Annotated in this window: 18 protein-coding genes, 1 tRNA gene and 2 pseudogenes; 12 read left to right on the top strand and 9 right to left on the bottom strand. The window is 71.1% G+C overall.

All coding sequences use genetic code 11. From position 1 onward, the window contains the following. Positions 1–236: 236 nt before the first annotated feature. The 4 genes and pseudogenes from ACQ3I4_RS06595 (at position 237) to ACQ3I4_RS06580 (ending at position 4,505) form a co-directional block, all read left to right on the top strand. Positions 237–1,112 (top strand): DUF6671 family protein, encoded by an 876-nt coding sequence (locus ACQ3I4_RS06595; protein ID WP_430633140.1) that lies wholly within the window; start codon positions 237–239, stop codon positions 1,110–1,112. Between the two features lie 189 nt (positions 1,113–1,301). Then, positions 1,302–1,544 (top strand): annotated as a pseudogene (locus tag ACQ3I4_RS06590) (ABC transporter ATP-binding protein); the annotation flags it as partial. A gap of 46 nt (positions 1,545–1,590) precedes the next feature. Beyond that, positions 1,591–2,865 (top strand): NAD(P)/FAD-dependent oxidoreductase, encoded by a 1,275-nt coding sequence (locus ACQ3I4_RS06585; RefSeq protein ID WP_329862114.1) that lies wholly within the window; start codon positions 1,591–1,593, stop codon positions 2,863–2,865. 503 nt (positions 2,866–3,368) lie between these two features. Then, positions 3,369–4,505, top strand: coding sequence for an MFS transporter (locus ACQ3I4_RS06580; RefSeq protein WP_329862120.1), 1,137 nt, complete (start codon positions 3,369–3,371; stop codon positions 4,503–4,505). Between the two features lie 14 nt (positions 4,506–4,519). Here the strand turns inward: ACQ3I4_RS06580 and ACQ3I4_RS06575 are convergent, their stop codons facing one another. Together ACQ3I4_RS06575 and ACQ3I4_RS06570 are read right to left on the bottom strand one after the other, a co-directional pair. Continuing rightward, positions 4,520–4,963, bottom strand: a complete 444-nt coding sequence (locus ACQ3I4_RS06575; protein ID WP_329862113.1) for a VOC family protein — start codon at positions 4,961–4,963, stop codon at positions 4,520–4,522. Positions 4,964–5,012: 49 nt separating this feature from the next. After that, complete coding sequence (locus tag ACQ3I4_RS06570) at positions 5,013–6,347, bottom strand: AI-2E family transporter (RefSeq protein ID WP_430633139.1); 1,335 nt, start codon at positions 6,345–6,347, stop codon at positions 5,013–5,015. A 178-nt stretch (positions 6,348–6,525) separates the two neighbouring features. Here ACQ3I4_RS06570 and ACQ3I4_RS06565 point away from each other — a divergent pair. The 5 genes from ACQ3I4_RS06565 to ACQ3I4_RS06545 all read left to right on the top strand — a co-directional run bounded on the left by ACQ3I4_RS06565 (position 6,526) and on the right by ACQ3I4_RS06545 (position 10,617). Then, positions 6,526–6,598, top strand: a tRNA-Ala gene (locus ACQ3I4_RS06565). Positions 6,599–6,861: 263 nt separating this feature from the next. Then, positions 6,862–7,773 (top strand): diacylglycerol/lipid kinase family protein, encoded by a 912-nt coding sequence (locus tag ACQ3I4_RS06560; protein ID WP_329862111.1) that lies wholly within the window; start codon positions 6,862–6,864, stop codon positions 7,771–7,773. Between the two features lie 207 nt (positions 7,774–7,980). Then, positions 7,981–8,823 (top strand): formate/nitrite transporter family protein, encoded by an 843-nt coding sequence (locus ACQ3I4_RS06555; RefSeq protein ID WP_329862119.1) that lies wholly within the window; start codon positions 7,981–7,983, stop codon positions 8,821–8,823. A gap of 25 nt (positions 8,824–8,848) precedes the next feature. Then, positions 8,849–9,211: a VOC family protein gene (locus tag ACQ3I4_RS06550; RefSeq protein ID WP_329862110.1), complete on the top strand. Its 363-nt coding sequence runs from the start codon at positions 8,849–8,851 to the stop codon at positions 9,209–9,211. Between the two features lie 182 nt (positions 9,212–9,393). After that, the gene (locus ACQ3I4_RS06545; RefSeq protein ID WP_329862109.1) at positions 9,394–10,617 is read left to right on the top strand and encodes a Fic family protein; all 1,224 of its coding nucleotides are present in this window, start codon (positions 9,394–9,396) and stop codon (positions 10,615–10,617) included. Positions 10,618–10,791: 174 nt separating this feature from the next. On the opposite strand, the gene ACQ3I4_RS06540 is transcribed toward ACQ3I4_RS06545, so the two are convergent. Next, on the bottom strand, positions 10,792–11,550 hold the full coding sequence (locus ACQ3I4_RS06540) for a TetR/AcrR family transcriptional regulator (protein WP_329862108.1): 759 nt from the start codon (positions 11,548–11,550) through the stop codon (positions 10,792–10,794). A gap of 111 nt (positions 11,551–11,661) precedes the next feature. Here ACQ3I4_RS06540 and ACQ3I4_RS06535 point away from each other — a divergent pair, with 111 nt between their 5' ends. From ACQ3I4_RS06535 to ACQ3I4_RS06525, 3 genes and pseudogenes are all read left to right on the top strand, one after another. Continuing rightward, on the top strand, positions 11,662–12,639 hold the full coding sequence (locus ACQ3I4_RS06535; RefSeq protein ID WP_329862107.1) for an ABC transporter ATP-binding protein: 978 nt from the start codon (positions 11,662–11,664) through the stop codon (positions 12,637–12,639). Next, the gene (locus ACQ3I4_RS06530; protein ID WP_329862106.1) at positions 12,636–13,400 is read left to right on the top strand and encodes an ABC transporter permease; all 765 of its coding nucleotides are present in this window, start codon (positions 12,636–12,638) and stop codon (positions 13,398–13,400) included. The genes ACQ3I4_RS06535 and ACQ3I4_RS06530 overlap by 4 nt, the downstream gene beginning before the upstream one ends. An 85-nt stretch (positions 13,401–13,485) precedes the next feature. After that, positions 13,486–14,211, top strand: a pseudogene (locus tag ACQ3I4_RS06525) (SDR family NAD(P)-dependent oxidoreductase); the annotation flags it as partial. Here ACQ3I4_RS06525 and ACQ3I4_RS06520 read toward each other — a convergent pair. The 6 genes from ACQ3I4_RS06520 to ACQ3I4_RS06495 all read right to left on the bottom strand — a co-directional run bounded on the left by ACQ3I4_RS06520 (position 14,186) and on the right by ACQ3I4_RS06495 (position 19,377). Further along, the gene (locus ACQ3I4_RS06520) at positions 14,186–14,587 is read right to left on the bottom strand and encodes a hypothetical protein (RefSeq protein WP_329862105.1); all 402 of its coding nucleotides are present in this window, start codon (positions 14,585–14,587) and stop codon (positions 14,186–14,188) included. The pseudogene ACQ3I4_RS06525 and the gene ACQ3I4_RS06520 sit on opposite strands and share 26 nt — an antisense overlap. Positions 14,588–14,660: 73 nt before the next feature. Continuing rightward, entirely contained in the window at positions 14,661–15,218 is a 558-nt protein-coding gene (locus tag ACQ3I4_RS06515; protein ID WP_329862104.1) for a methylated-DNA--[protein]-cysteine S-methyltransferase, read from the bottom strand. Between the two features lie 5 nt (positions 15,219–15,223). Further along, complete coding sequence (locus ACQ3I4_RS06510) at positions 15,224–16,633, bottom strand: SRPBCC family protein (RefSeq protein WP_329862103.1); 1,410 nt, start codon at positions 16,631–16,633, stop codon at positions 15,224–15,226. A gap of 457 nt (positions 16,634–17,090) precedes the next feature. Then, entirely contained in the window at positions 17,091–17,354 is a 264-nt protein-coding gene (locus ACQ3I4_RS06505) for a GlsB/YeaQ/YmgE family stress response membrane protein (protein ID WP_329862102.1), read from the bottom strand. A gap of 200 nt (positions 17,355–17,554) precedes the next feature. Next, positions 17,555–19,084 carry a S10 family peptidase gene (locus tag ACQ3I4_RS06500; RefSeq protein ID WP_329862101.1) on the bottom strand — a complete coding sequence of 510 codons (1,530 nt, stop codon included), beginning with the start codon at positions 19,082–19,084 and terminating at the stop codon, positions 17,555–17,557. Between the two features lie 65 nt (positions 19,085–19,149). Then, positions 19,150–19,377: a hypothetical protein gene (locus ACQ3I4_RS06495; RefSeq protein ID WP_329862100.1), complete on the bottom strand. Its 228-nt coding sequence runs from the start codon at positions 19,375–19,377 to the stop codon at positions 19,150–19,152. Between the last annotated feature and the right edge of the window lie 190 nt (positions 19,378–19,567).

Genomic DNA, 19,567 nt, shown 5'->3' with positions numbered 1-19,567 from the left:
CGACGGAGTGAACAAGAGCAGTAATGAACCCTGCCGGGTCCCCTGGACTCACTGGCCGCAGATGCAAGCTCGTGCTGCCAGCATTTCACAAATCGCCGCATACATACGCATTGCTATTCATGAAACGTAATTCGTCTATTAGGATGTCTTCGAAGGTTTGGGGGACTGTCCCGGCCTCGGCACCTGGGATGAGGTGCCGGCCACTTCAGCCTCTGCTGCTCCATGAAAGGTGAGTTGTGACCAAGGCCGAATCTGATGATCCAATCCCGCATGCAATCTATGCCGGTGAACGCGTCGCTCTGCTGACCCAACATGGGAAGGAGCGGGTGCTAGGACCCGCGCTGGAGCATGCACTTGGGTGCCGGGTTGAACATGTCACGGGTTACGACACGGACTTGCTCGGTACTTTCACACGTGACATTTCCCGCGCAGGAACACAATCGGAAACTGCCCGTAAGAAGGCATCGGTGGGCATGAAATTATCGGGCCTGTTGCTGGGTATCGCCAGCGAGGGTTCCTTTGGGCCGGATCCCTACATCGGCATGTTCCCGTGGAACATCGAACTAATCGTTTGGATGGACAACGAGCGCAATCTCGAGGTGGTGGGAATAGGCGAAGGGAAAACAAACTTCCATCACCTGCTCACCGGCGAGTGGGCGGCCGCCCAGGCGTTCGCCCGTGAAGTGCAGTTTCCTGGACACCATCTGGTCGTTCGCCCTGACGGCAAGGACGGAACGTACATCTGCAAGGGAATCGCGAGCTGGCAGGACCTGGAGCGCGCCTTTTCGAGAGCGTTGACTCGATCTTCAAACGGCTTGGTCTTAATCGAGACCGACATGCGTGCCAGCGCAAACCCAACACGCATGGAAGTAATCGGCCTCGCGGCCGAAGACCTTGCCCATAAGCTTCGCTCCTTGTGCCCAGCCTGCGGCACTCCAGGGTTCTGGCGAGTCGGCCGGGTACCGGGGCTCCAGTGCAGTGCATGCGGTACGCCGACCAGCGAGACGCGTGCTGAGACGTTTGGATGCCTCAAATGCCCTTACCACGACACCCGCGACATAGCCGATACAACGTCCGCACCCCCAAGTATTTGTGACTACTGCAACCCCTGACGTTTGCCCCTCCTTCTGCGCCGCCGCCCTACGTGTCAGGTCGGAAACCCTACAGGAGATCGCTTGATCCAGAGGGGGGATCCCCACCCGTGATTCCAAAGCCCCATTGGTGGATCACCTCATTGTGACCGGGGCCCTAACCGACCCGCAGGAATCCGTTGACAACATCATTGAGATTCCTACGGGCAGCGGCGGCGGATCGAGCTCGCGCGGCTCGTGGCGGAGCCCGTGGACCTGATCCTGCTCGACGAGCCCACCAACCACTTGGCGCCCGCGCTCGTCGGGGAGCTCGAGGACGCCCTCGACGCCTACCCGGGGGCCGTGGTGCTCGCGACGCACGACCGCGCCCTGCGCGCCCGCTTCGCCGGTCGGGAACTGCGGCTCGAGGAGGACCGCCCGGCTCCGCTTGACCGGCCGGGGCGCCCGGCATAGCTTGGCGAGAGGGCGGCCTGCGCGCCGCCGGACCAAGGAGGGCGCCATGTCGCCGCAGGAACACACCGTTGTCATCGGGGCCGGCCTCGCCGCCGCCCACACCGTCGAGGCCCTGCGCGAAGGCGGGTACGACGGCCGGATCACCCTCATCGGCGCCGAACCCGACCCGCCCTACGAGCGCCCGCCGCTCTCGAAGGACTACCTGCAGGGGCGCCAGGAGCGGGAGAAGGCGATCGTGCACGACGCCTCCTGGTACCGCGGCCGCGGCATCGACCTGAGGCTCGGCCGCACCGCGACGGACCTCGAAGCCGCCTCCCGCACCGTGGTCCTCGACGACGGGACCGGCCTCGAGTACACGCACCTCGTCCTGGCCACGGGTGCCGTCCCGCGCCGCCCCGGGCTGCCCGGCGAGGAGCTGCCGGGAGTGCACGTGCTGCGCCGCTTCGAGGACTCGGAGAAGCTCAAGGAGGTGTTCGACGCCGGGGGTCGCCTCGCGGTGGTCGGCGCGGGCTGGATCGGGCTCGAGGTCGCGGCGAGCGCGCGGCAGGCGGGCATGGAGGTCACGATCGTGGCGCCCGACGACGTGCCCCTCGCGAAGGTCATGGGCCCGGAGCTCGGCGCCTACTTCGCGCAGCTGCACCACCACCAGGGCGTCGAGCTGCGCCTCGGGAGCACGGTCACGGGGATCCTCGAGCGGGACGGCCGGGCCGCGGGGCTTCAAACGTCAGACGGCGATGTCCCCGCCGACGCGGTGCTGCTCGCCGTCGGCGCGGTGCCCCTCACGGAGCTCGCCGAAGGGGCCGGGCTCGAGGTGGGCAACGGAGTCGTCGTGGATTCCCGGCTGCGCGCGTCCGAGCCCGGGATCCTGGCCGTCGGCGACGTCGCCAACGCGCAGCACGCCACGCTGGGACGGTTGCGCGTGGAGCACTGGGACAACGCGATCCGCCAGGGCAAGCTGGCCGCCGCGACGATCCTGGGCCGCGACGAGGTGTACGACTGGCAGCCCTACTTCTTCACCGACCAGTTCGACCTCGGCATGGAGTACGTCGGCCGCGGCGGGCCGGATGCGCGGACCGTGGTGCGCGGCGAGCTCGAGGCCGGGGAGTTCATCGTGTTCTGGCTCGACGGCGATGGCGCCGAGGGGTCCGATGCCGGGGCCGGTCGTGGAGGTGCGGCGTCCGGTGCCAGCGGTGCGGGGACGGTCGCGGCCGCGATGAACGTGAACATCTGGGACGTGAACGACGCGCTGCGGGCGCTCATCGGCCGGAGCGTCGACGCCGACCGCCTCGCCGATCCGTCGATCCCGCTGGACGAGCTCTAGCCCCCGACCACGGGGCGTCCCCGGCGCGCGTCGGGGGGAGTCCTCACGGAACTGCGGGAACTCGACGGATCGACGTCCAATGGACGTCGATTGGTCCGATCGTTGCAGTTCGCCGCGCGTGGCCTTGGCGCGCGTGGCAGCGAGTCCGTGAGCCGCAGCGCAGAGGGGGCGGGAATGCGGAGGCGGCCCTAGACTGTTGCACGGATGTGCCGGAGCTGCCGCAGCCAGGCCCGCACGCCAGTCCCCGCACCATCCACAGGCAGGTCCCCATGTCCTCACCCAACACGCCCGATCGAGACGTCGCAGCGCCCGGGTCCCAGGCCGTGCCGCCCGCCGACGTGGCCCCCGCCGGCGGCGACCGCGGCATCCCGGCCGCACAGGCCACCGCGCCGGCGGAGCGGTCCGCCGCGTCGGCCGCCCAGGCCGCCGGCGCGCCCCGCACCCCTCCGGTCTCGACGCTGCTCTACGGACGCCCGCTGTTCTTCGCGGTGCTGGCGCTGGCCATGGGCGGCTTCGGCATCGGGACCACGGAGTTCACGATCATGGGCCTGCTGCAGGAGGGCGCGGCCGACCTCGGCGTCGGCAACGAGGACATGGGCTGGCTCATCACGGCCTACGCGCTCGGCGTGGTCGTCGGGGCCCCGGTCCTCACCGCCCTCGGCGCGAAGGTCCCCAAGCGCACCATGGTCCTGTGGCTCATGGCGTTCTTCACGCTCGCCAACGTCGCCTCGATCGTCGCCCCGAGCTACGAGGTCATGCTGTTCTCCCGCTTCCTCTCCGGCCTGCCGCACGGGGCGTACTTCGGTATCGCGGCGATCCTCGCCAGCACGCTCGTCCCGGCGACGATGCGCGGCCGGGCGATCGCGTGGGTCATGCTCGGCCTCTCCGTCTCCAACGTCCTCGGCGTGCCCGTCGTGACGTGGCTGGGGCAGCAGCTGGGCTGGCGGTGGATGTTCGTCGTCGTCGGCGCGGTCGGCGCCCTGACCTGGGTGCTGATCCGCAGCCACGTCCCGTTCGCCCCGGCCCACGAAGAGGCGAGCATCCGCCGCGAGCTCGGGGCCCTGCGCAGCGGCCGGGTCTGGCTCGCGATGGCCACGGGCGTCGTCGGATTCGGCGGCTTCTTCGCCGTCTACTCCTACATCAGCCCCATCCTCACGGACGTCACCGGCCTGCCGATCAACACGGTCCCGCTCGTGCTCGGCCTCTACGGGATCGGCATGGTCGCGGGCAACCTCGTCGGCGGCCGCATGGCCGACTGGTCCGTCCACGGTAGCCTCTACGTCTCGCTGTCCCTCATGGTGCTCATCATGACGGCGTTCGGCTACCTCTCGCCGTTCCCGGTCCTGGCGCTGGTCCTCGTGTTCATCATGGGCAGCCTCGGCTCGCTGCTGGTGCCCGCGCTGCAGGCGCTGCTCATGGACTCGGCCCCACGGGCGCAGTCGCTCGCGGCGTCGCTGAACCACTCGGCGCTCAACGTCGCCAACGCCCTCGGGGCCGCGCTCGGTGCGGAGGTCATCCGCGCGGGCCTGGGCTATCAGGCGCCCGCGTTCTTCGGTGCCGGCCTGGCCGTGCTGGGTCTGGCCCTCGCGCTCGTCTCCGGCGCCGTGGAGAAGCGCCGCGGGACGCCCGTGCGCGGCTAGCTCGAGCTATAGCCCTAGCCTTCGCCCTCGTCCGACGCCTGCTCCGCGCCGACGTTGAACATCCACGTCACGCCGAACTTGTCCACGAGCTGCCCGAAGTAGTCGCCCCACGGCGCCTTCTCGAGCGGCATCTGGATCTCGGCGCCCTCGGCGAGCTTCACCCAGGCGTCCTTGAGCACCTGGTCCTCGGACGGGTCCTCGCCGTTCGTGCTGAGCGACACCGTGCCGTTCTGCGGCGCGGGCATCTCGGGCGACTTGTCGGCGATCATGACGTGGTAGCCGCGCGCGACGTAGAGCGAGGAGTGCATGACGAGGTCCTTCGTCTCGGGGTTCTCGTCGCCCATGCCCTCGGCGTAGCTCATGACGCTCAGCTCGCCGCCGAACACGGAGTGGTAGAACTCGCCGGCCTCGCGCGCGGTGCCGTCGAATTGCAGGTAGGGGTTCAGCCCGATGGCCATGGTTCCGCTTTCTCTGGGAGGAGCGGCGCGGTCGGCGCCACGGCCATTCTCACCCGTGCGCCGCGTCGTGGGAACCCCTGCCGGGTACGACGCCGGAGCCCGCCTGGGCGTGCTCTTCTCCTGCCGCCGGGGCCGGGTCCGCGGGCTCGTCGGCGGCCTCCGGAAGGGTGTGGCCCGCCGGCGCACGGTCCCCGGTCTCCCCGTGCCCGGGCGGGTGGACGGTGGGGGGCGCGGCCCCGGCGTCGTACCCGGATTCCCGCGCGGGGTTGGAGGAGATCAGGGCGTTGAACCAGCGCGCCCGGGGATCGGCGTCCACGAGGAGGGCCTTGAGCAGCAGGGTCGCCGGGAGGGCCAGGAGCGCGCCGAGCCAGCCGAGCACCCAGTACCAGAAGAGCAGGGACAGGAAGGACACCGTCGGGGTGACGCCCACGGACTGGCCCGTGAACTTGGGCTGGATGATCGACTGCACGGAGAAGTTCAGGATGCTGTAGGAGGCGATGACGGCCAGCGAGGGGCCCGGTCCGCCGTCGAGCAGGGCCAGCAGCGCGGGCGGGACCAGGCCGATCACGAACCCGATGTTGGGGATGTAGTTGGTCAGGAAAGCGAGCACGCCCCAGACCCAGATGAGGGGGACGCCGATGACGGCGAGCACGACGACGTCCAGGAGCGCCACGATCAGGCCGAAGACCGTGGTCACGACCCAGTAGCGGCGCACCCCGTGGCCGAAGCTCGTGAGCGCCCGCGTGAAGCCGGGGTGTGTCGTGGAGGCCATCGCGAGGCGGCGGTCGATCGAGGTGGAGTCCATGCCCAGGAAGAACACCGCCATGACGACCGTGACGAGGACCGTGGCGGCGGAGGCGACCTGCCCGACGAACGGCGTCAGCATGCCGACGATGCTCGTCGCGTTGATGGCCCGCAACTGGTCCATGATGGCGGTCTCGCTGATCCCGAGCGTCGCGAGCCAGCCGGCCAGGTCGCGCCAGAGGCCCGCGAACTCGGCGTTGTACCGGGGCAGCTCCCGCAGGAGCTCGGTCACCGCCCAGCCCGTCGCGCCGAAGAACACGGCGAGGACCACGAGCACGAGCACGAGCGTCAGGGCGGCGGCGACGTAGCGCTGGATGCGGGCCGTGAGCCAGCGCTGGATCGGGTAGGCGATGATCATGAGGTTCAGGCCCAGGAACACGGGCGCCACGATGTCCCGGACCTGGTGGACGAACGTCAGGAAGAACGCGAGGCCAGCGAGCGAGACGGCGATGAGGACCAGGCGGGGCATGCGGGGCTTCGGCCGGCCGGTGCCCTGCGCCCGGTCCGCGTCCTGTGCCCGGTCCGCGTCCCGCGCCTGGGCGGGCGCGTCGATGCCCTCCACGGAAGTGGTGCTGCCCACGTCTTCCCCTTTGTTTCCCCAACGAATGTGTTCCGCCGGCCAGTCTATGGCGGGGCCGTGCGGCGGCGGATCGGCCTGTGGGATGAGATCCGCGGGGCCCGATTGGCGCCCTGGGGCGTACGTGCTGTAAATTAGTGCACCGGCCCGGACATCGGAAACGGTGGACGGACGCACTCTCGGGGGTATGGCGCAGTTGGTAGCGCGTCTGCATGGCATGCAGAAGGTCAGGGGTTCGAATCCCCTTACCTCCACCGAGACAAGGGACTTTCCGATTCGTAGGAATCGGGAAGTCCCTTCGTTTTTAATCGCGTTCCCGGACGAGGGGCGCAGGGCCGGGGGAACGGCTCTCTACGGGCACTGAAGTCCTTCGGGGCACTTGCGCACGACCGTTGCGGGAGGCAGGGTGCCAGTCCGAGCCTCGATGCCTCTCGGCCCCCAGGCCAGGAGATGGGCATGGTCCGTCGCCGCGAAGGGGGAATTGTGCCGTGCCGGGGTGTGTGTGACGCTGTTGCGCGTGACCCAAGCGCCGCGGGCGACCCGCTCCTTCTCCTTCCTGGTGAACCCCTCGGCGGGTGCGGGCTCCGCGCAGCGGGCCGCCGAGGAGGTCGCGGAGCACCTGCGTTCGCGTGGCGCGTCCGTCGAGGTCGTCCTGTTGGCCGGCCCCGGACAGGTGGGGGAGGGCGTCGAGTCCGCCCTGGATCGCGGGGACGTCGTGGTCTGCGCCGGAGGGGATGGGACGCTGTCCTCGATCGCCGGCGAGGTCGCCCGGCGCGGAGGCGTGCTGGGCGTGGTCCCGGCGGGCCGCGGCAACGACTTCGCGCGGATGCTGGGGCTGCCCCGGGACGCCGCGTCCGTGGCGCGGATCCTGCTGGAGGGAGCGGCCGTGCCGACCGACCTGCTCCGCGCGGTCCAGCCGGACGGCGCCGAACGGATCGTCGCCGGATCCGTCTACGCCGGCGTCGACGCCCGCACCGCCGAGCTCGTGAACCGCATGCGCCGCCTGCCCCGGAGGCTGCAGTATCCCCTCGCCGCGATCCGGTCCCTCGCGACGTTCCGGGCGTCGCGGTACGTGGTCGAGGTCGACGGCGTGGCCCACGCCTTCGGGGCGGCCTGCGTCGTCGTGGCGAACTCGGCCTTCTACGGCTCGGGGATGCGGATCGCGCCGTCGGCCTCGGTCGAGGACGGCGAGCTCGACGTCGTCGTCATCGGCGCGATCGGCCGGCTGGACATGCTCCGCTCCTTCCCGAAGGTCTACTCCGGGGCGCATGTGGGGCTCGGCAACGTCCACGTCTTCCGGGGGCGCTCGGTGGCGTTCTCCTGCGGGCCCGCGATGCCGCTGGGTGCCGACGGCGAACCGCTTGGGCAGCTGGGCGCGGCGCCGGTGCGCGTCGACGTCCTGCCGGGGGCCGTGCGGATCCTGCGCTGAGGAGGACGACGCCGATGCCCCCGTCAGCGGGCATGGCCTCCTTCGAGCCCGTCCCCGGCGCCGGGCTCACGGGTCCGCCCGGGGGCGGTGCGCCAAACGTTACCCGCGGGGGCGGAGGCGCTCACGGCGCCGAAATCCGCCGGTCCTAGGGTCGGTGGTGTGCCGGAACGCCCGGCAGCCCACCGTCGCCTCGCCCTGGGAGCCCCGATGTCCTACGTGAAACCAGCCGACCTCGTCACCGAGATGATCGACGCCGGCGTCTCCAAGATCTTCCTGTCGACGCGGGACACGCTCCTGCGCGCGGTGATGGGCGGCGCGCTGCTGTCCCTCGCGGCCGCGTTCGCCGTCACGGTCTCCGTCACCACGGGCAGCCCGCTGCTCGGTGCGGTGTTGTTCCCGATCGGCTTCATCATGCTGTACCTGCTCGGCTACGACCTGTTGACGGGCGTGTTCGTCCTGGGCCCGCTGGCCTGGCTCGACAAGCGGCCAGGCGTGACGGTACGCGCGGTGCTGCGCAACTGGGGGCTCGTGTTCGTGGGGAACTTCATCGGCGCGTTCACGGTCGCCGTGCTCATGGCGATCGTGGTCACCTACGGCTTCTCCACGCCGCCGAACGAGGTCGGGGTGGCGATCGGCCACATCGGCGAGGGGCGCACGCTGGGCTACGCCGAGCACGGGGCCGCGGGCATGCTCACGTTGTTCGTGCGCGGCATGCTGTGCAACTGGATGGTCTCGCTGGGCGTGGCGGGGGCGATGATCGCCAAGGACCTGCCGGGCAAGGCGCTCGCGATGTGGATGCCGATCATGCTGTTCTTCTTCATGGGGTTCGAGCATTCGATCGTCAACATGTTCCTCTTCCCTTCCGGCCTGCTGCTGGGCGGCGACTTCACCGTCATGGACTACCTGGTGTGGAACGAGATCCCGACGGTCCTCGGCAACCTCGTGGGCGGGCTCGCCTTCACCGCCCTGCCGCTGTACTACGCGCACTCGCGGTCCCGGGGCGCCGCGAACCGGGCCGTCGCGTCCCGGGTGGCCGCCGGTTCCGAGTAGGACGCCGCGCGCCTACACTGCGTGCATGCTCGTCATCGGATCGATCGTCATCCGCGTCGCGGACCTCGAGGCCCAGGCCGCGTTCTGGACCGCGGCCCTCGACGACGTGGTGCGCGAGCCGCGGGACGTCGACTTCGTCCTGCTGTCCCCGCGTTCCGGCACCGGGCCGAACGTCTCGCTCGACGCGGTGCCACGTGAGCGCGCGCTGCCCCCGCGGATCCATCTGGACCTCTACGCGCAGGACCAGGAGGGGGAACGACGCCGGCTGCTCGCCCTGGGCGCCCGGGACGTCGACTGGGCGGGGCGACCGGAGGACGCCGACTACGTGATCATGGAGGATCCGGAGGGCAATCGCTTCTGCGTCGTCGACGCGGGGGACCCGGGCTGAGCACGTCCCGGGGCGCGGTCGGTGGAGTGACGCCGGTTCCGGGTCGGACGCCGCGCTGCCAGCCGTGATCTGTCAAAGTCCGGATAATATCCTTACAGATATTCGTTTAAGCGTTAGAATCGTGGGGAGCTCTCAACGCCTACGGATGGATGCGACAGATCTCGGGCGGAGGAGGCTTCTACATGGCGGAGCACGTTTCCTGGCCTGGCGCGCAATGGGAGGAGCTGGTCTGGGAAGGCGGGTTCGACGAACAGTCCGCGAGCCGGTTCCACTCGGGCATGCGCGGTCAAAGGTACCGTGCGTTTCTGCCTCCCGACATCGCGGAGATCCGCTACACCCCGTCGCCTTCCGTGGTGGCGCTTGCCGATGAGGCCGGGCGCGAGGTCAGCCGTTTCGACGAGCGCTACGGGGCCCATGTCGGTCCGTTCGCCGCCATCATGCTCCGCACCGAGTCGGCAGCGTCCTCGAGGATCGAGAACCTGACGGCCAGCGCCCGGAGCCTGGGGGAGGCCGAGTTGGGCGTGGACTCAAAGCTCAACGCGCGCCTGGTGGTGCGCAATGTCAGGGCCATGGAGGCGGCGCTTTCGACGTCCAACCGGCTCGTGCCGGAGAGCGTTCTCGCCGTGCACCGCGCGCTCATGGAAGAGACGCGCGACGCAGACGTTGCCGGCTTGTGGAGGGGGCAGGCGGTCTGCATCGGCACGAGCAATGCCAGTCCCGTCGGAGCCGACTTCGTCCCGCCGCACCACGCTCGGGTCCGGGGTTTGATGGACGACCTCATGCGCTACGCCCGGCGTTCTGACGTGCCCCCCATGGTCCACGCGGCCATCGTCCACGCCCAGTTCGAGACCATCCACCCCTTCACCGACGGCAACGGAAGGACCGGCCGCGCCCTGATCCACGCCATGTTGCGTCATCACGAGGTCACGAGGACGGTTTCGACGCCGGTGTCCGCCGGCCTCCTCGCAGACGTACGCGCCTACCACGCGTCCCTGGACGCCTACCGGGAAGGCGACCCCGAACCGGTCGTCTCCCTGTGTTCGGAGGCCGCCCTGAGGGCGGTGGCAAATGGTTCCCGACTCGCCGAGGACGTCGTGGAGATCACGCAGGGCTGGGCCGAACGGATCAGCGCTCGACGCGACGCGGCGGTGTGGGACGTCCTGGGGCTCCTGGCCCGCCGACCAGTGGTCAATGCCTCGGTGGTGAGTTCAGAGCTCGGGCTCGACTACATGCGGATGAAGCGGGCCATGGACCTCCTGGTGGATGCCGGGATCCTCATCGGAGTGGACAAGTACAAGCGCGGACGATTCTGGCGGTCCCCGGAGATGCTGGATGCCTTGGACGCCTTTGCCGAACGTGCCGGGCGGCGCGGAGGGCCGATGTCCGTTCGGCAGGCCCGGGCCTAGGAATGTGACCAAGCTTGGACAATGCGAGGCGACGCCAGTGCCTTGTCCACATCGACGTTCCACCGCGGCGCCGGCGCCCACCCCTGCGGCCGCCGTTCCCAGCGCGCCCGACGAACGGGCTCGCCGTGCCCCCACCGAGCGGGCCGGCCGGGGCCGGCCTCGGGGAGCGGGCCCTCAGCCGCCCGCGTGCCGCTGGGCAATGTGCGCCTCGAGCCCATCGAGGATGCGCTCCAGGCCGAAGGAGCGCATCTCGGCGTCGTCGTCCTGGTCGCCGATGCCCTCGCTGAAACCGCCGGCCGAGACTTCGCGGTGCAGGGTGGGAAAGCGCTCCGGTGAGACGACGAAGGCGAGCTGCTCGGCGTAGTCGGTGTCCGCCTGGACGTCGGAGACCCCGGCCGCGGCGCGGCTCGCGGCGATCTGGGACCACATCACGGCCTCGGTCCGCGCGTGGCCGCTCAGCAGCATGACGGTGGAGAGCTTCTCGCCCAGGTCCAGCGGCTGCCCGTCGAGGATGGCCAGGGCCCGGTCGAGGAAGGTCAGCGAGCCGGGCAGCAGGGGGCCGCCGGTGATGGGCAGCTCGGCGACCCACGGGTGGGACATGGCGTTGTCGATGACGTCGAGCGTCCATTGCCGCAGTCCGTCCTTCCAGGCCGGGCCCGCCGGGTAGTCGCGCAGCGTGCTCACGGTCGAGTCCGCCATGAGCCGCACGAGCGCGTCCTTGGATTCCACGTACCGGTACAGGGCCATGGTCGTGACGCCGAGTTCTTTGGCGACCTTGGCCATCGACACCCCGGCCAGGCCGTCCGCGTCGGCGAGCCGGATGCCGGCGGCGGTGATCGCCTCCAGCGAGAGCCCGGGCTTTGGTCCGCGCCGCGCCGCCTCCTCGAGGCCATGCGCCACCCGCACCTCGTGGGGGAGTTCCTGCGCGCTCATGACCCCAGCTTCTCATGCCCCGCCCTTGACCGGAACGCAAAACCGCGTATACCGTACACAACAACACTCTATGGCATACACAGTTAGCCAATGCGGCCCCCGGGAGGACCCATGCACGCCATCCACCTCGCCGGCGTCACCAAGCGCTTCGGCCGCACCACGGTGCTCGACGGCGTCGATCTCGCCGTCCCGCGCGGCACCGTCCAGGGCCTCCTCGGCCCCAATGGCGCCGGCAAGACCACGCTCGTCAACATCATGTCCACGCTCCTGCGCGCCGACGCCGGCACGGTCGCCGTCAACGGGCACGACGCCGCCGCGGAACCCGCCGCGGTCCGCGCCTCGATCAGCACCACGGGGCAGTTCGCCGCCATCGACGAGCTGCTCACCGTGCGGGAGAACCTCATGCTGTTCTCGCGGCTGCATCGCCTCCCGCGCGGCTCCGCCCGTCGCCGCACCGACGAGCTGCTCGAGCGCTTCGACCTCGCCTCCTCCGCCTCCCGCCGCGTCTCCGCGCTCTCCGGGGGCATGCGCCGGCGGGTCGACATCGCCGTCGGACTCGTCACCTCCCCGCCCGTGGTGTTCCTCGACGAGCCCACGACGGGCCTGGACCCGCGCAGCCGCGCCGACGTCTGGGCGCTCGTCCGCGAGCTCGCCGCCGACGGCGCCACCGTGCTGCTCACGACCCAGTACCTCGAGGAGGCGGACGCGCTCGCCGACTCGATCGCCGTCCTCGACGCGGGCCGGATCGTCGCGAACGGGACGGCGCGCGAGCTCAAGGCGCGCATCGGCAGCGACCAGGTGGAGGTCGAGTTCTCCGACGGCGGGCGGGGCACCTTCGCCGCAGGCGGCGGGCTCGACGGGCTCCGCGCCGCCCTGGACCGGATCGAGGCCTCGGGTCGGCCCGTCGCGGACGTCGCCGTGCGCAAGCCGAGCCTCGACGACGTCTTCCTCGCCCTCACGGGCCACGCCGCGAGGGCGGCAGCGGAGGACGACGCCGGGGCCGCACCCGGTGGACCACCCCGGCTTCCAGCCGTCCCCGGCGGGGCGGACGAAGGCACGATCCCCACGAGCGAAGGAGCCCCGCGATGAGCGTCGCGACCCTGACCAGCGATTCCGCGGCGATGGTCCACCGCAGCGTCCTGCATACCGTCCGCAACGTCGAGGCCCTGCTGATGGCCGTGATCCTGCCGGTGATGATGCTGCTGCTGTTCACCGCGATCTTCGGCGGCGCCCTGGATCCGAGCGGCCGGTACATCGACTACATCGTGCCCGGAACCATCATCCTCTCGGCCGCGTTCGGCGCTTCGATGACCGCCATGAGCGTGGCCAAGGACATGAACGAGGGCATCGTGGACCGTTTCCGCACCATGAACATGGCGGCCTCCGCGGTGCTCACCGGCCACGTCGTGGCCAGCGTCGTCCGCAACATGGTCTCCACGGCGCTCGTCTTCGGCGTCGGACTGGCGATCGGCTTCCGGCCCACGGCGTCCGCGGGGCAGTGGCTCGCGGCCGTCGGCATGCTGGCCGCGTTTATGTTCGCGATGTCCTGGGTCATGGCCGTGCTGGGGCTGCTGGCCAAGAGCGTCGACGCCGCCAACGGCTTCAGCTTCATCGTCGTGTTCCTGCCCTACATCTCGAGCGCGTTCGTGCCGATCGAGACCATGCCGGCCTGGTTGCGGCCGATCGCCGAGCACCAGCCGGTGACCCCGGTGATCGAGTCGGTGCGCGCGTGGCTGTTCTCCATGGATCCGGGCGGCCATCCGGCCGCCGCGCTGATGTGGTGCGCAGGCCTGACCCTTGTCAGCGTGGCCGGCTGCGTCCTGCTCTGGCGCCGCGCGACCCGGCGCTGAGCCGCCCGGCTCCCCGCGGCCGACGCCCTGCGTCAACGACCGCTCCTCCTGACACGTGACGCATCGGTAACATAGGCTCGTCCTCGACCACCGCGACGCGGCCCTGCTCGAGGCGACCGCCGCCGAGGTCCGGGGCGCCGCGAAGCCCGGCTCCGACGTCGTACCCACGGCCCTGGACGTGACCGACCGCGCGGCGCTGGACCGCGCCGCCGCCGAGGTCCTCGCCGTGGGCGCGCCCGACGTGCTCGTCAACAACGCGGGAATCGTCCGCGGTGCCCTCTTCTGGGAGCACAGCGCCGCCGACATCGACGCGACCCTGGGCGTGAACACTTACGCCCCGATCCAGCTGACCCGCGCGCTGCTGCCCGCGATGATCGCCCGCCGCACCCCGGCGCGGATCGTCACGATCGCCTCCGCCGCCGCGTTCGTCTCCAACCCCCGCATGAGCGTCTACGCCGCGTCCAAGGCCGCCGCCCTGGGATGGTCCGACTCGCTGCGGATCGAGCTCGAACAGGAGGGCCACCGGCACGTCAAGGTCACCACGGTGTGCCCCAGCTACATCTCCACGGGCATGTTCGCCGGCGCGCGCGGCATGCTCCTGACGCCCGTGCAGGAACCGGCCGCGGTCGTGGAGGCGATCTGGGACGCGCTCGTCCAGGGCATGCCGATCCTCACGCTGCCGTGGACCGTCAAGCTCGGCCGTGCCGCCCGCGGCGTCCTGCCGCGGCCCGCGTGGGACTTCCTGGCGGCCAAGGTCTTCCGGGTCTACTCGAGCATGGACGAGTTCACGGGGCGGGCGCCAGGCCGGTGAGCCACCGGGCCACCGGGAGCACCGCGGCCCGGTCCGGCGTGGTCCGCGGCAGCGAGAAGAACTCCGAGTTGGCGCGCACTTCGAGCGAGAACAACCCCAGCACACCGTTGGGGAACGCGCCGTCGTTCACGGCCGCCACCCCGCACGGCCGGTAGGGCGCCACCGCCTGGACGAGCGCCGCGCCGTGGATCCGGCCGAGCGTCACGGGGGAGAAGAGCACGACCGCGTCGTCGTACACGAGCTCGTGCGCCGACGCGTCCGTGACGGGCAGCGCGTGGCGCAGGTGGCCCATCAGGTGCAGGTGGTCCGCGAGCAGCTGCGCGTAGTCGCGGCAGGCGGCGGAACGGTGGTGGTAGACGATGCCGAACCGGCCCATGGCGCGACCTCCGGGGGATCGGGGTCCGCGGGGGGCGGGCCCGTTCCACAAGGGTAGCGCCGCGCCGCCCGGCTCAGAAGAGCGCCGGGTCCTCCGGCGGCAGCACGCCCTCGTGGCGCAGCAGGAACAGCTTGCGGTCCAGCCCGCCCGCGTAGCCGGTCAGCGAGCCGCCCGCGCCGATGACGCGGTGGCACGGCACCACGATCGAGAGCGGATTGCGCCCGTTCGCCGTCCCCACGGCGCGCGTCAGCCGGACGCTGCCGAGCTCGCGGGCCAGGTCCGAGTAGCTGCGCGTGCTCCCGTACGGGATGGCCCGCAACAGCTCCCACGCCCGCAGCTGGAAGTCCGTGCCCCGCGGCGCGAGCGGCAGCGAGAACTCCGTCAGGGAGCCGTCGAAGTAGGCCGCGAACTGGGCGGCGGCCTCGGCGAGGACGTCGCCCGCGGCCGGGTCGCCGACCACGCCCGCGTCGCCGCCCCCGGCCGGCGTGCCGGCGGCGGGGCCGAGCCGCTCCGGTCCTGGCCGGCGCTCGTGGGACTCCATGTAGACGGCGGCGAGCGCGCCGGAGTCGGCCACGAGGGTCAGCGGTCCGATCGGCGAGGGGAGAACGAGGTGGCGCAGGCCGGCGTCCATGGCGGCTAGGAGGTGATGGCCGCGACGGCGGCGCCGAGCTCGGGGTGGCGGAAGCGGAACCCGGCCGGGCCGAGCACGGAGGAGGTCGCGTGGCGTCCCGTGAGCCCCAGCGCCGGATCCGTGCGCAGCGCGACCGCGCCCACGCGCAGCAGCGGCGCGGGCGTGGGCAGCGAGAAGCGCTTGAGCGGGCCCGGGGCCAGGCGGGAGCGCAGCACCGCCATGAGATCCGCGTTGCGCACCGGGTCCGGTGCGGCGGCGATGACGACGCCGGAGCCCAGTTCCACGCCCGCCTCCAGTCCCAGCGCGGCCCGGGCGATCCCGAGCCAGTCCTCGAGGTGGATCCAGCTGAACCACTGGGCGCCGTCCCCGACCGGTCCGCCCAGCCCGGCCCGGGCCAGGAGGGCCAGGCGGTCGAAGGCCGGGCACTCCTGCTCGAGCACGATCGAGGTGCGCAGGACGGACAGGTGTTCCGCGTTCGCGCCCGCCGCCGCCTCCTCCCACGGCCGGGCGACGCCGGTCATCTGCGGCAGCGCGCCGTCCGCCTCCGTCCGGGGCAGTGGCGAGTCCTCGGTGAGGCGGGCGTCCCCGGAGTCGCCGAAGACCGCCGTCGTGCTGGCCTGCACCCAGCGCCGCAACGGGGCGTCCAGGCGCCGGGAGGCCTCGACGAGCGCCCGCGTGGAGTCCACCCGGGAGGCACGCAGGGCCTCGATGTTCGCCGTCGTCGGCGGGCAGTCCACGAGCTTCCCGGCGAGGTTCACGAGCGCCGTCTCGCCCGCGAGCTCCGCGGCCCAGGGACCCTGTCCGCGGCCGTCCCACGCGCGCTGGACGAACGGCAGGGAGTCGTCCGGGCGCCGGGAGAGCACCACGACCTCGTGGCCGCGGCAGAGCAGATCGGCGGCCAGGCGGCGGCCCAGGAAGCCCGTGCCGCCGGCGATGACCACCTTGAGCGGCTGCGTGACCGTCCCGCCCGCGAGGCGGTAGAGGCGCGCGCAGTTCTCGGCGAAGCGGGAGGCGAGGGGGCGGGCCGCCGTCTCGGCGAAGAGGGCCGAGGCCGCGCCGTCGACGGACACCCGCTGGGACAGGAGCGTGCCCGTGCCCGCGGGGGTCAGCTCCCACGAGAGCAGCAGTCCGCCGCCGGGCTGCTGCTGGCGCCAGGCGAAGGCGTGCGGGGCGTCGCAGCGGGTGACGACGGCGGCCGGCGCGGTGCGGCGGTGGATCTCCCCGATGGGCGCGGGCCTCGGGACCAGGTCCAGCTCCGTCCCCGGACCGAGAGGTGCCGGGCCGTTCGCCGGCCGCGGCGTCAGGGACGCGACGGCGGGGTTCCACTCGGGCAGCCGCGCGGGGTCGGCGAGCACGTCCCAGAGCTGTTCGGGAGTGCGTTCGATGTAGTGTTCCTGCGTCCGGGTCCAGGCCATGGCTTCACTGTAGCCGCGCCGGAAAGCCCCGTTAAAACGAGCCGGCCGACGGCTCCCCTTGCCGTCGGCCACCCGTGCGGTGCGTGTGTCGAGTGAATTGGCCCAGCCCCGCGGCGCCTCCCAACTGACGCCTTCCCCGGATCCCCCGATCCGATGTGCCCGGTCTTGCCCGCCTCCCCCGAGGGGGTCAATAGCTTCACCGAAAATTCTTGTAAACATTCTGGGAGAACGCTGGCAGCATGCGGCCTGAACGACGATATTCGTTGAATAAACCGTTGTGAAGTGCGCAATGCTGGGCTCAGTAGCGCCCCATGCAACGAGTTCCTGCGATGTGGGCGGAGGGTCGCCGCAACCCCCTTCCCGGTTTTCCGGGTGGTCCGGCGCAAAATCCCCTGTTAACACGGCGGCGGCCGCCCCGGAGGGGACGGCCGCCGCGTGATGGTCCAGGCGGGACGGGCTAGGCCGCGCGCCTCTTGGTGATGAAGCCCCAGATGGCCAGGACGAGCAGCGATCCGAGGATCGCCACGATCCAGGTCTGGAAGGACCAGAACTCCTCGAGGCCGATGTTGAAGATGGCGCTGCCGATCCAGCCGCCGAGGATGGCGCCGACGACGCCCAGCAACAGGGTGGCGATCCAGCCGCCGCCCTGCTTGCCCGGCATGATGGCCTTCGCGATCGCGCCGGCAATCAGTCCGAGAACAATCCAACCGATAAAGCCCATGATGTTGCCTCCTTGATCCACGTTCTCCGTGGTACTAGGTGCTCCGGCGACGGTGGCCGCCGGTGTGACTCCACAATATTACCCATCATGACGAATGCAACGCAGGGAAGGTCACGACACGCTAACGCGCGAAAGCGCTATCAGCCCGCGGTTGCGCCGATCGGTGCGCCGTCAACGGCGTTCGTCACGCCGGCGCGGCGTCAGCCCCGACTTGCCCCGCCGACGAAGATCCGCAAGGCCTCGAGCTGCGCGAGGCGGCATTCCGGCTTGAGGTACATCATGTGCCCGGCCTCGTGGTAGTGGTGCGTGAACCGCTCCTCGGCGCCCGGCGGCAGGTCCAGGTGCGCCCAGACGTACTCGGCCGCCGCGTGCGGCGTCGCGCCGTCGTAGTAGCCGTAGTCCACGTGCACGCGCAGCCCGGGCAGGTCTACGAGGAGCCGCTCCAGGTCCCGCGTCACGTCCACCGGCGCGCCCTCGAACGTGCGGTAGCTCCACGGCTGCACGCGCCCCGTCAGGACCTCGTAGGGCAGGTCGCTCTCATAACCCAGCTCGGCGCGGACGTAGTGGTTCACCGCAGCGGAGTAGGGCCCCGCGATCGCCCGCAGGCTCGGGTCCTCCCACGTGTGGGACTCCTGCAGCCGCGGCGGCCGCGCCGCGAAGCGGCCGTCGATCCGCCCCACCATGAGCCCCTGCTCGCGCAGCAGCTCCGTCGCGAACTCCATGTAGTCCCAGCGCAGGCGCGTCCGGCGGATGAAGCCCTCGGACAGCGTCGTCAGCTCGGCGAGGTGCCGTACCACGGCGTCGTACTTTCGCTTGGACAGCCGCCGCCCCTGGTGCAGCGCCAGCACGTAGTCCCCCGAGGCGTAGTCCTCGGCGTCCCGCAGCACCTCGGCGAGCGGCCGCGCGTGCCGCCCGTGGTAGTGGGCGATCGCGGCGTACGTCGGCAGGTGCAGCGCGTAGGGGGCGTCGTTGCCCGGGTCGAAACTCAGCGTCGCCATGTTCAGGACGGTGCTGATGAGCCCCAGGCCGTTGACCGCCATGCCGTACGCGTCGAAGAGCCGCCGCGCCACCGCGACGGCGCGCAGCGTCCCGTAGCTCTCGCCGACGAGGTACTTGGGGGAGAGCCAGCGGTTGTTGCGGGTCACCCAGAGCCGGATCACCTCGGCCACGAGGTCGCGGTCCTCGATGAAGGCGTGGAACTCGTCCGCCTGCCCGCCGTCCACGACGCGGGAGTCCCCCGTGTTCACGGGATCGATGAGGACCAGGTCGGCGTGCTCGAGCAGCGACTCCGGGTTGTCCACGATCCCGTACGGGGCGTCCGTCATCGCCCCCGCGTCCCCCGAGTCGACGCGGCGCGGGCCCAGCAGCCCCAGGTGCAGCCACACGCTCGAGGACCCGGGCCCGCCATTGAAGGCGAACACGACGGGCCGGGAATTGGGGGCGGCCGGTGCGGCCCCGGCGTCGGAATCCTCCCCGGTATCCGCGGTATAGGCGACGAGGAAGATCTCGGCCTTGGGCCGGAAGCCGTCCGCCTTGCCGTCCTTGGTCTCCTCGCGCCGCAGGACCAGGCGCCCCGTCGTCGTCGTGTACGCCAGCCCGGACGCCGTGCGGTGGCGGCGCGTGGCGAAGTCGTCCACCGCATCCGGGCGGTCCTCGCCGGGCGCGTCGGCGGGCTGGGCGCCGGCCGGGGTGGAGTCGCGGACGGGCGTGCTCTGGGTCTCGTCGGCCATGCGTAGAGACTACCGGGCGCCGCCGCGGTCCCACCCGGACGCGGCGGCGCCCGGAGGCAGTGGGGTCAGGCGGCGAACTGCAGGGCCGGACGCAGGAGGGAGACCTCGAAGACGTTGCCGTGCAGCATGGCGCGGCAACCCGTGGCGTCGTCGCGGATCCAGACCACGCCCAGGGCGGGGGCCGTGGCCTCGACGCGTCCGCGGTAGTGGAGGCTGCCGAAGCGGGAGGCCTGGACGGTGTCCCCCAGGGTGAGGCTGCGGAGGTCGGTGATGCGGGTGAGAGAGACGCTCATGGCTTGCTCCTTGCTGGTGCGGCTGATGCATCAACTCTCGCGCCGCGGTGTTTCAGAACCGTTTCAGAAGCGTTAGGGTCCGGTGATTTCTCCCGGGGCCTGGCGCTGGCGCCCAGGGGGTACGACGGCGGGGGGGGGGGGGAAGAAGGGGGGGCGTAAGGGAGTGGAGGGGGGGGGGGGGGCGGTGTGG

The sequence above is a fragment of the Zafaria sp. Z1313 genome (genome assembly GCF_050563205.1).
Lineage (GTDB): Bacteria > Actinomycetota > Actinomycetes > Actinomycetales > Micrococcaceae > JAZDCJ01.
The sequence above is the reverse complement of the archived record's forward strand: the minus strand, read 5'-3'. Positions and strand labels throughout refer to the sequence as shown.

Coding starts and splice junctions, on each gene's coding strand:
- ACQ3I4_RS06585 (WP_329862114.1), top strand. CDS start 1,591: ATGTCGCCGCAGGAACACACCGTTGTCATCGGGGCCGGCCTCGCCGCC.
- ACQ3I4_RS06580 (WP_329862120.1), top strand. CDS start 3,369: ATGGGCGGCTTCGGCATCGGGACCACGGAGTTCACGATCATGGGCCTG.
- ACQ3I4_RS06575 (WP_329862113.1), bottom strand. CDS start 4,963: ATGGCCATCGGGCTGAACCCCTACCTGCAATTCGACGGCACCGCGCGC.
- ACQ3I4_RS06555 (WP_329862119.1), top strand. CDS start 7,981: ATGTCCTACGTGAAACCAGCCGACCTCGTCACCGAGATGATCGACGCC.
- ACQ3I4_RS06550 (WP_329862110.1), top strand. CDS start 8,849: ATGCTCGTCATCGGATCGATCGTCATCCGCGTCGCGGACCTCGAGGCC.
- ACQ3I4_RS06545 (WP_329862109.1), top strand. CDS start 9,394: ATGGCGGAGCACGTTTCCTGGCCTGGCGCGCAATGGGAGGAGCTGGTC.
- ACQ3I4_RS06540 (WP_329862108.1), bottom strand. CDS start 11,550: ATGAGCGCGCAGGAACTCCCCCACGAGGTGCGGGTGGCGCATGGCCTC.
- ACQ3I4_RS06535 (WP_329862107.1), top strand. CDS start 11,662: ATGCACGCCATCCACCTCGCCGGCGTCACCAAGCGCTTCGGCCGCACC.
- ACQ3I4_RS06530 (WP_329862106.1), top strand. CDS start 12,636: ATGAGCGTCGCGACCCTGACCAGCGATTCCGCGGCGATGGTCCACCGC.
- ACQ3I4_RS06520 (WP_329862105.1), bottom strand. CDS start 14,587: ATGGGCCGGTTCGGCATCGTCTACCACCACCGTTCCGCCGCCTGCCGC.
- ACQ3I4_RS06515 (WP_329862104.1), bottom strand. CDS start 15,218: ATGGACGCCGGCCTGCGCCACCTCGTTCTCCCCTCGCCGATCGGACCG.
- ACQ3I4_RS06510 (WP_329862103.1), bottom strand. CDS start 16,633: ATGGCCTGGACCCGGACGCAGGAACACTACATCGAACGCACTCCCGAA.
- ACQ3I4_RS06505 (WP_329862102.1), bottom strand. CDS start 17,354: ATGGGCTTTATCGGTTGGATTGTTCTCGGACTGATTGCCGGCGCGATC.
- ACQ3I4_RS06500 (WP_329862101.1), bottom strand. CDS start 19,084: ATGGCCGACGAGACCCAGAGCACGCCCGTCCGCGACTCCACCCCGGCC.
- ACQ3I4_RS06495 (WP_329862100.1), bottom strand. CDS start 19,377: ATGAGCGTCTCTCTCACCCGCATCACCGACCTCCGCAGCCTCACCCTG.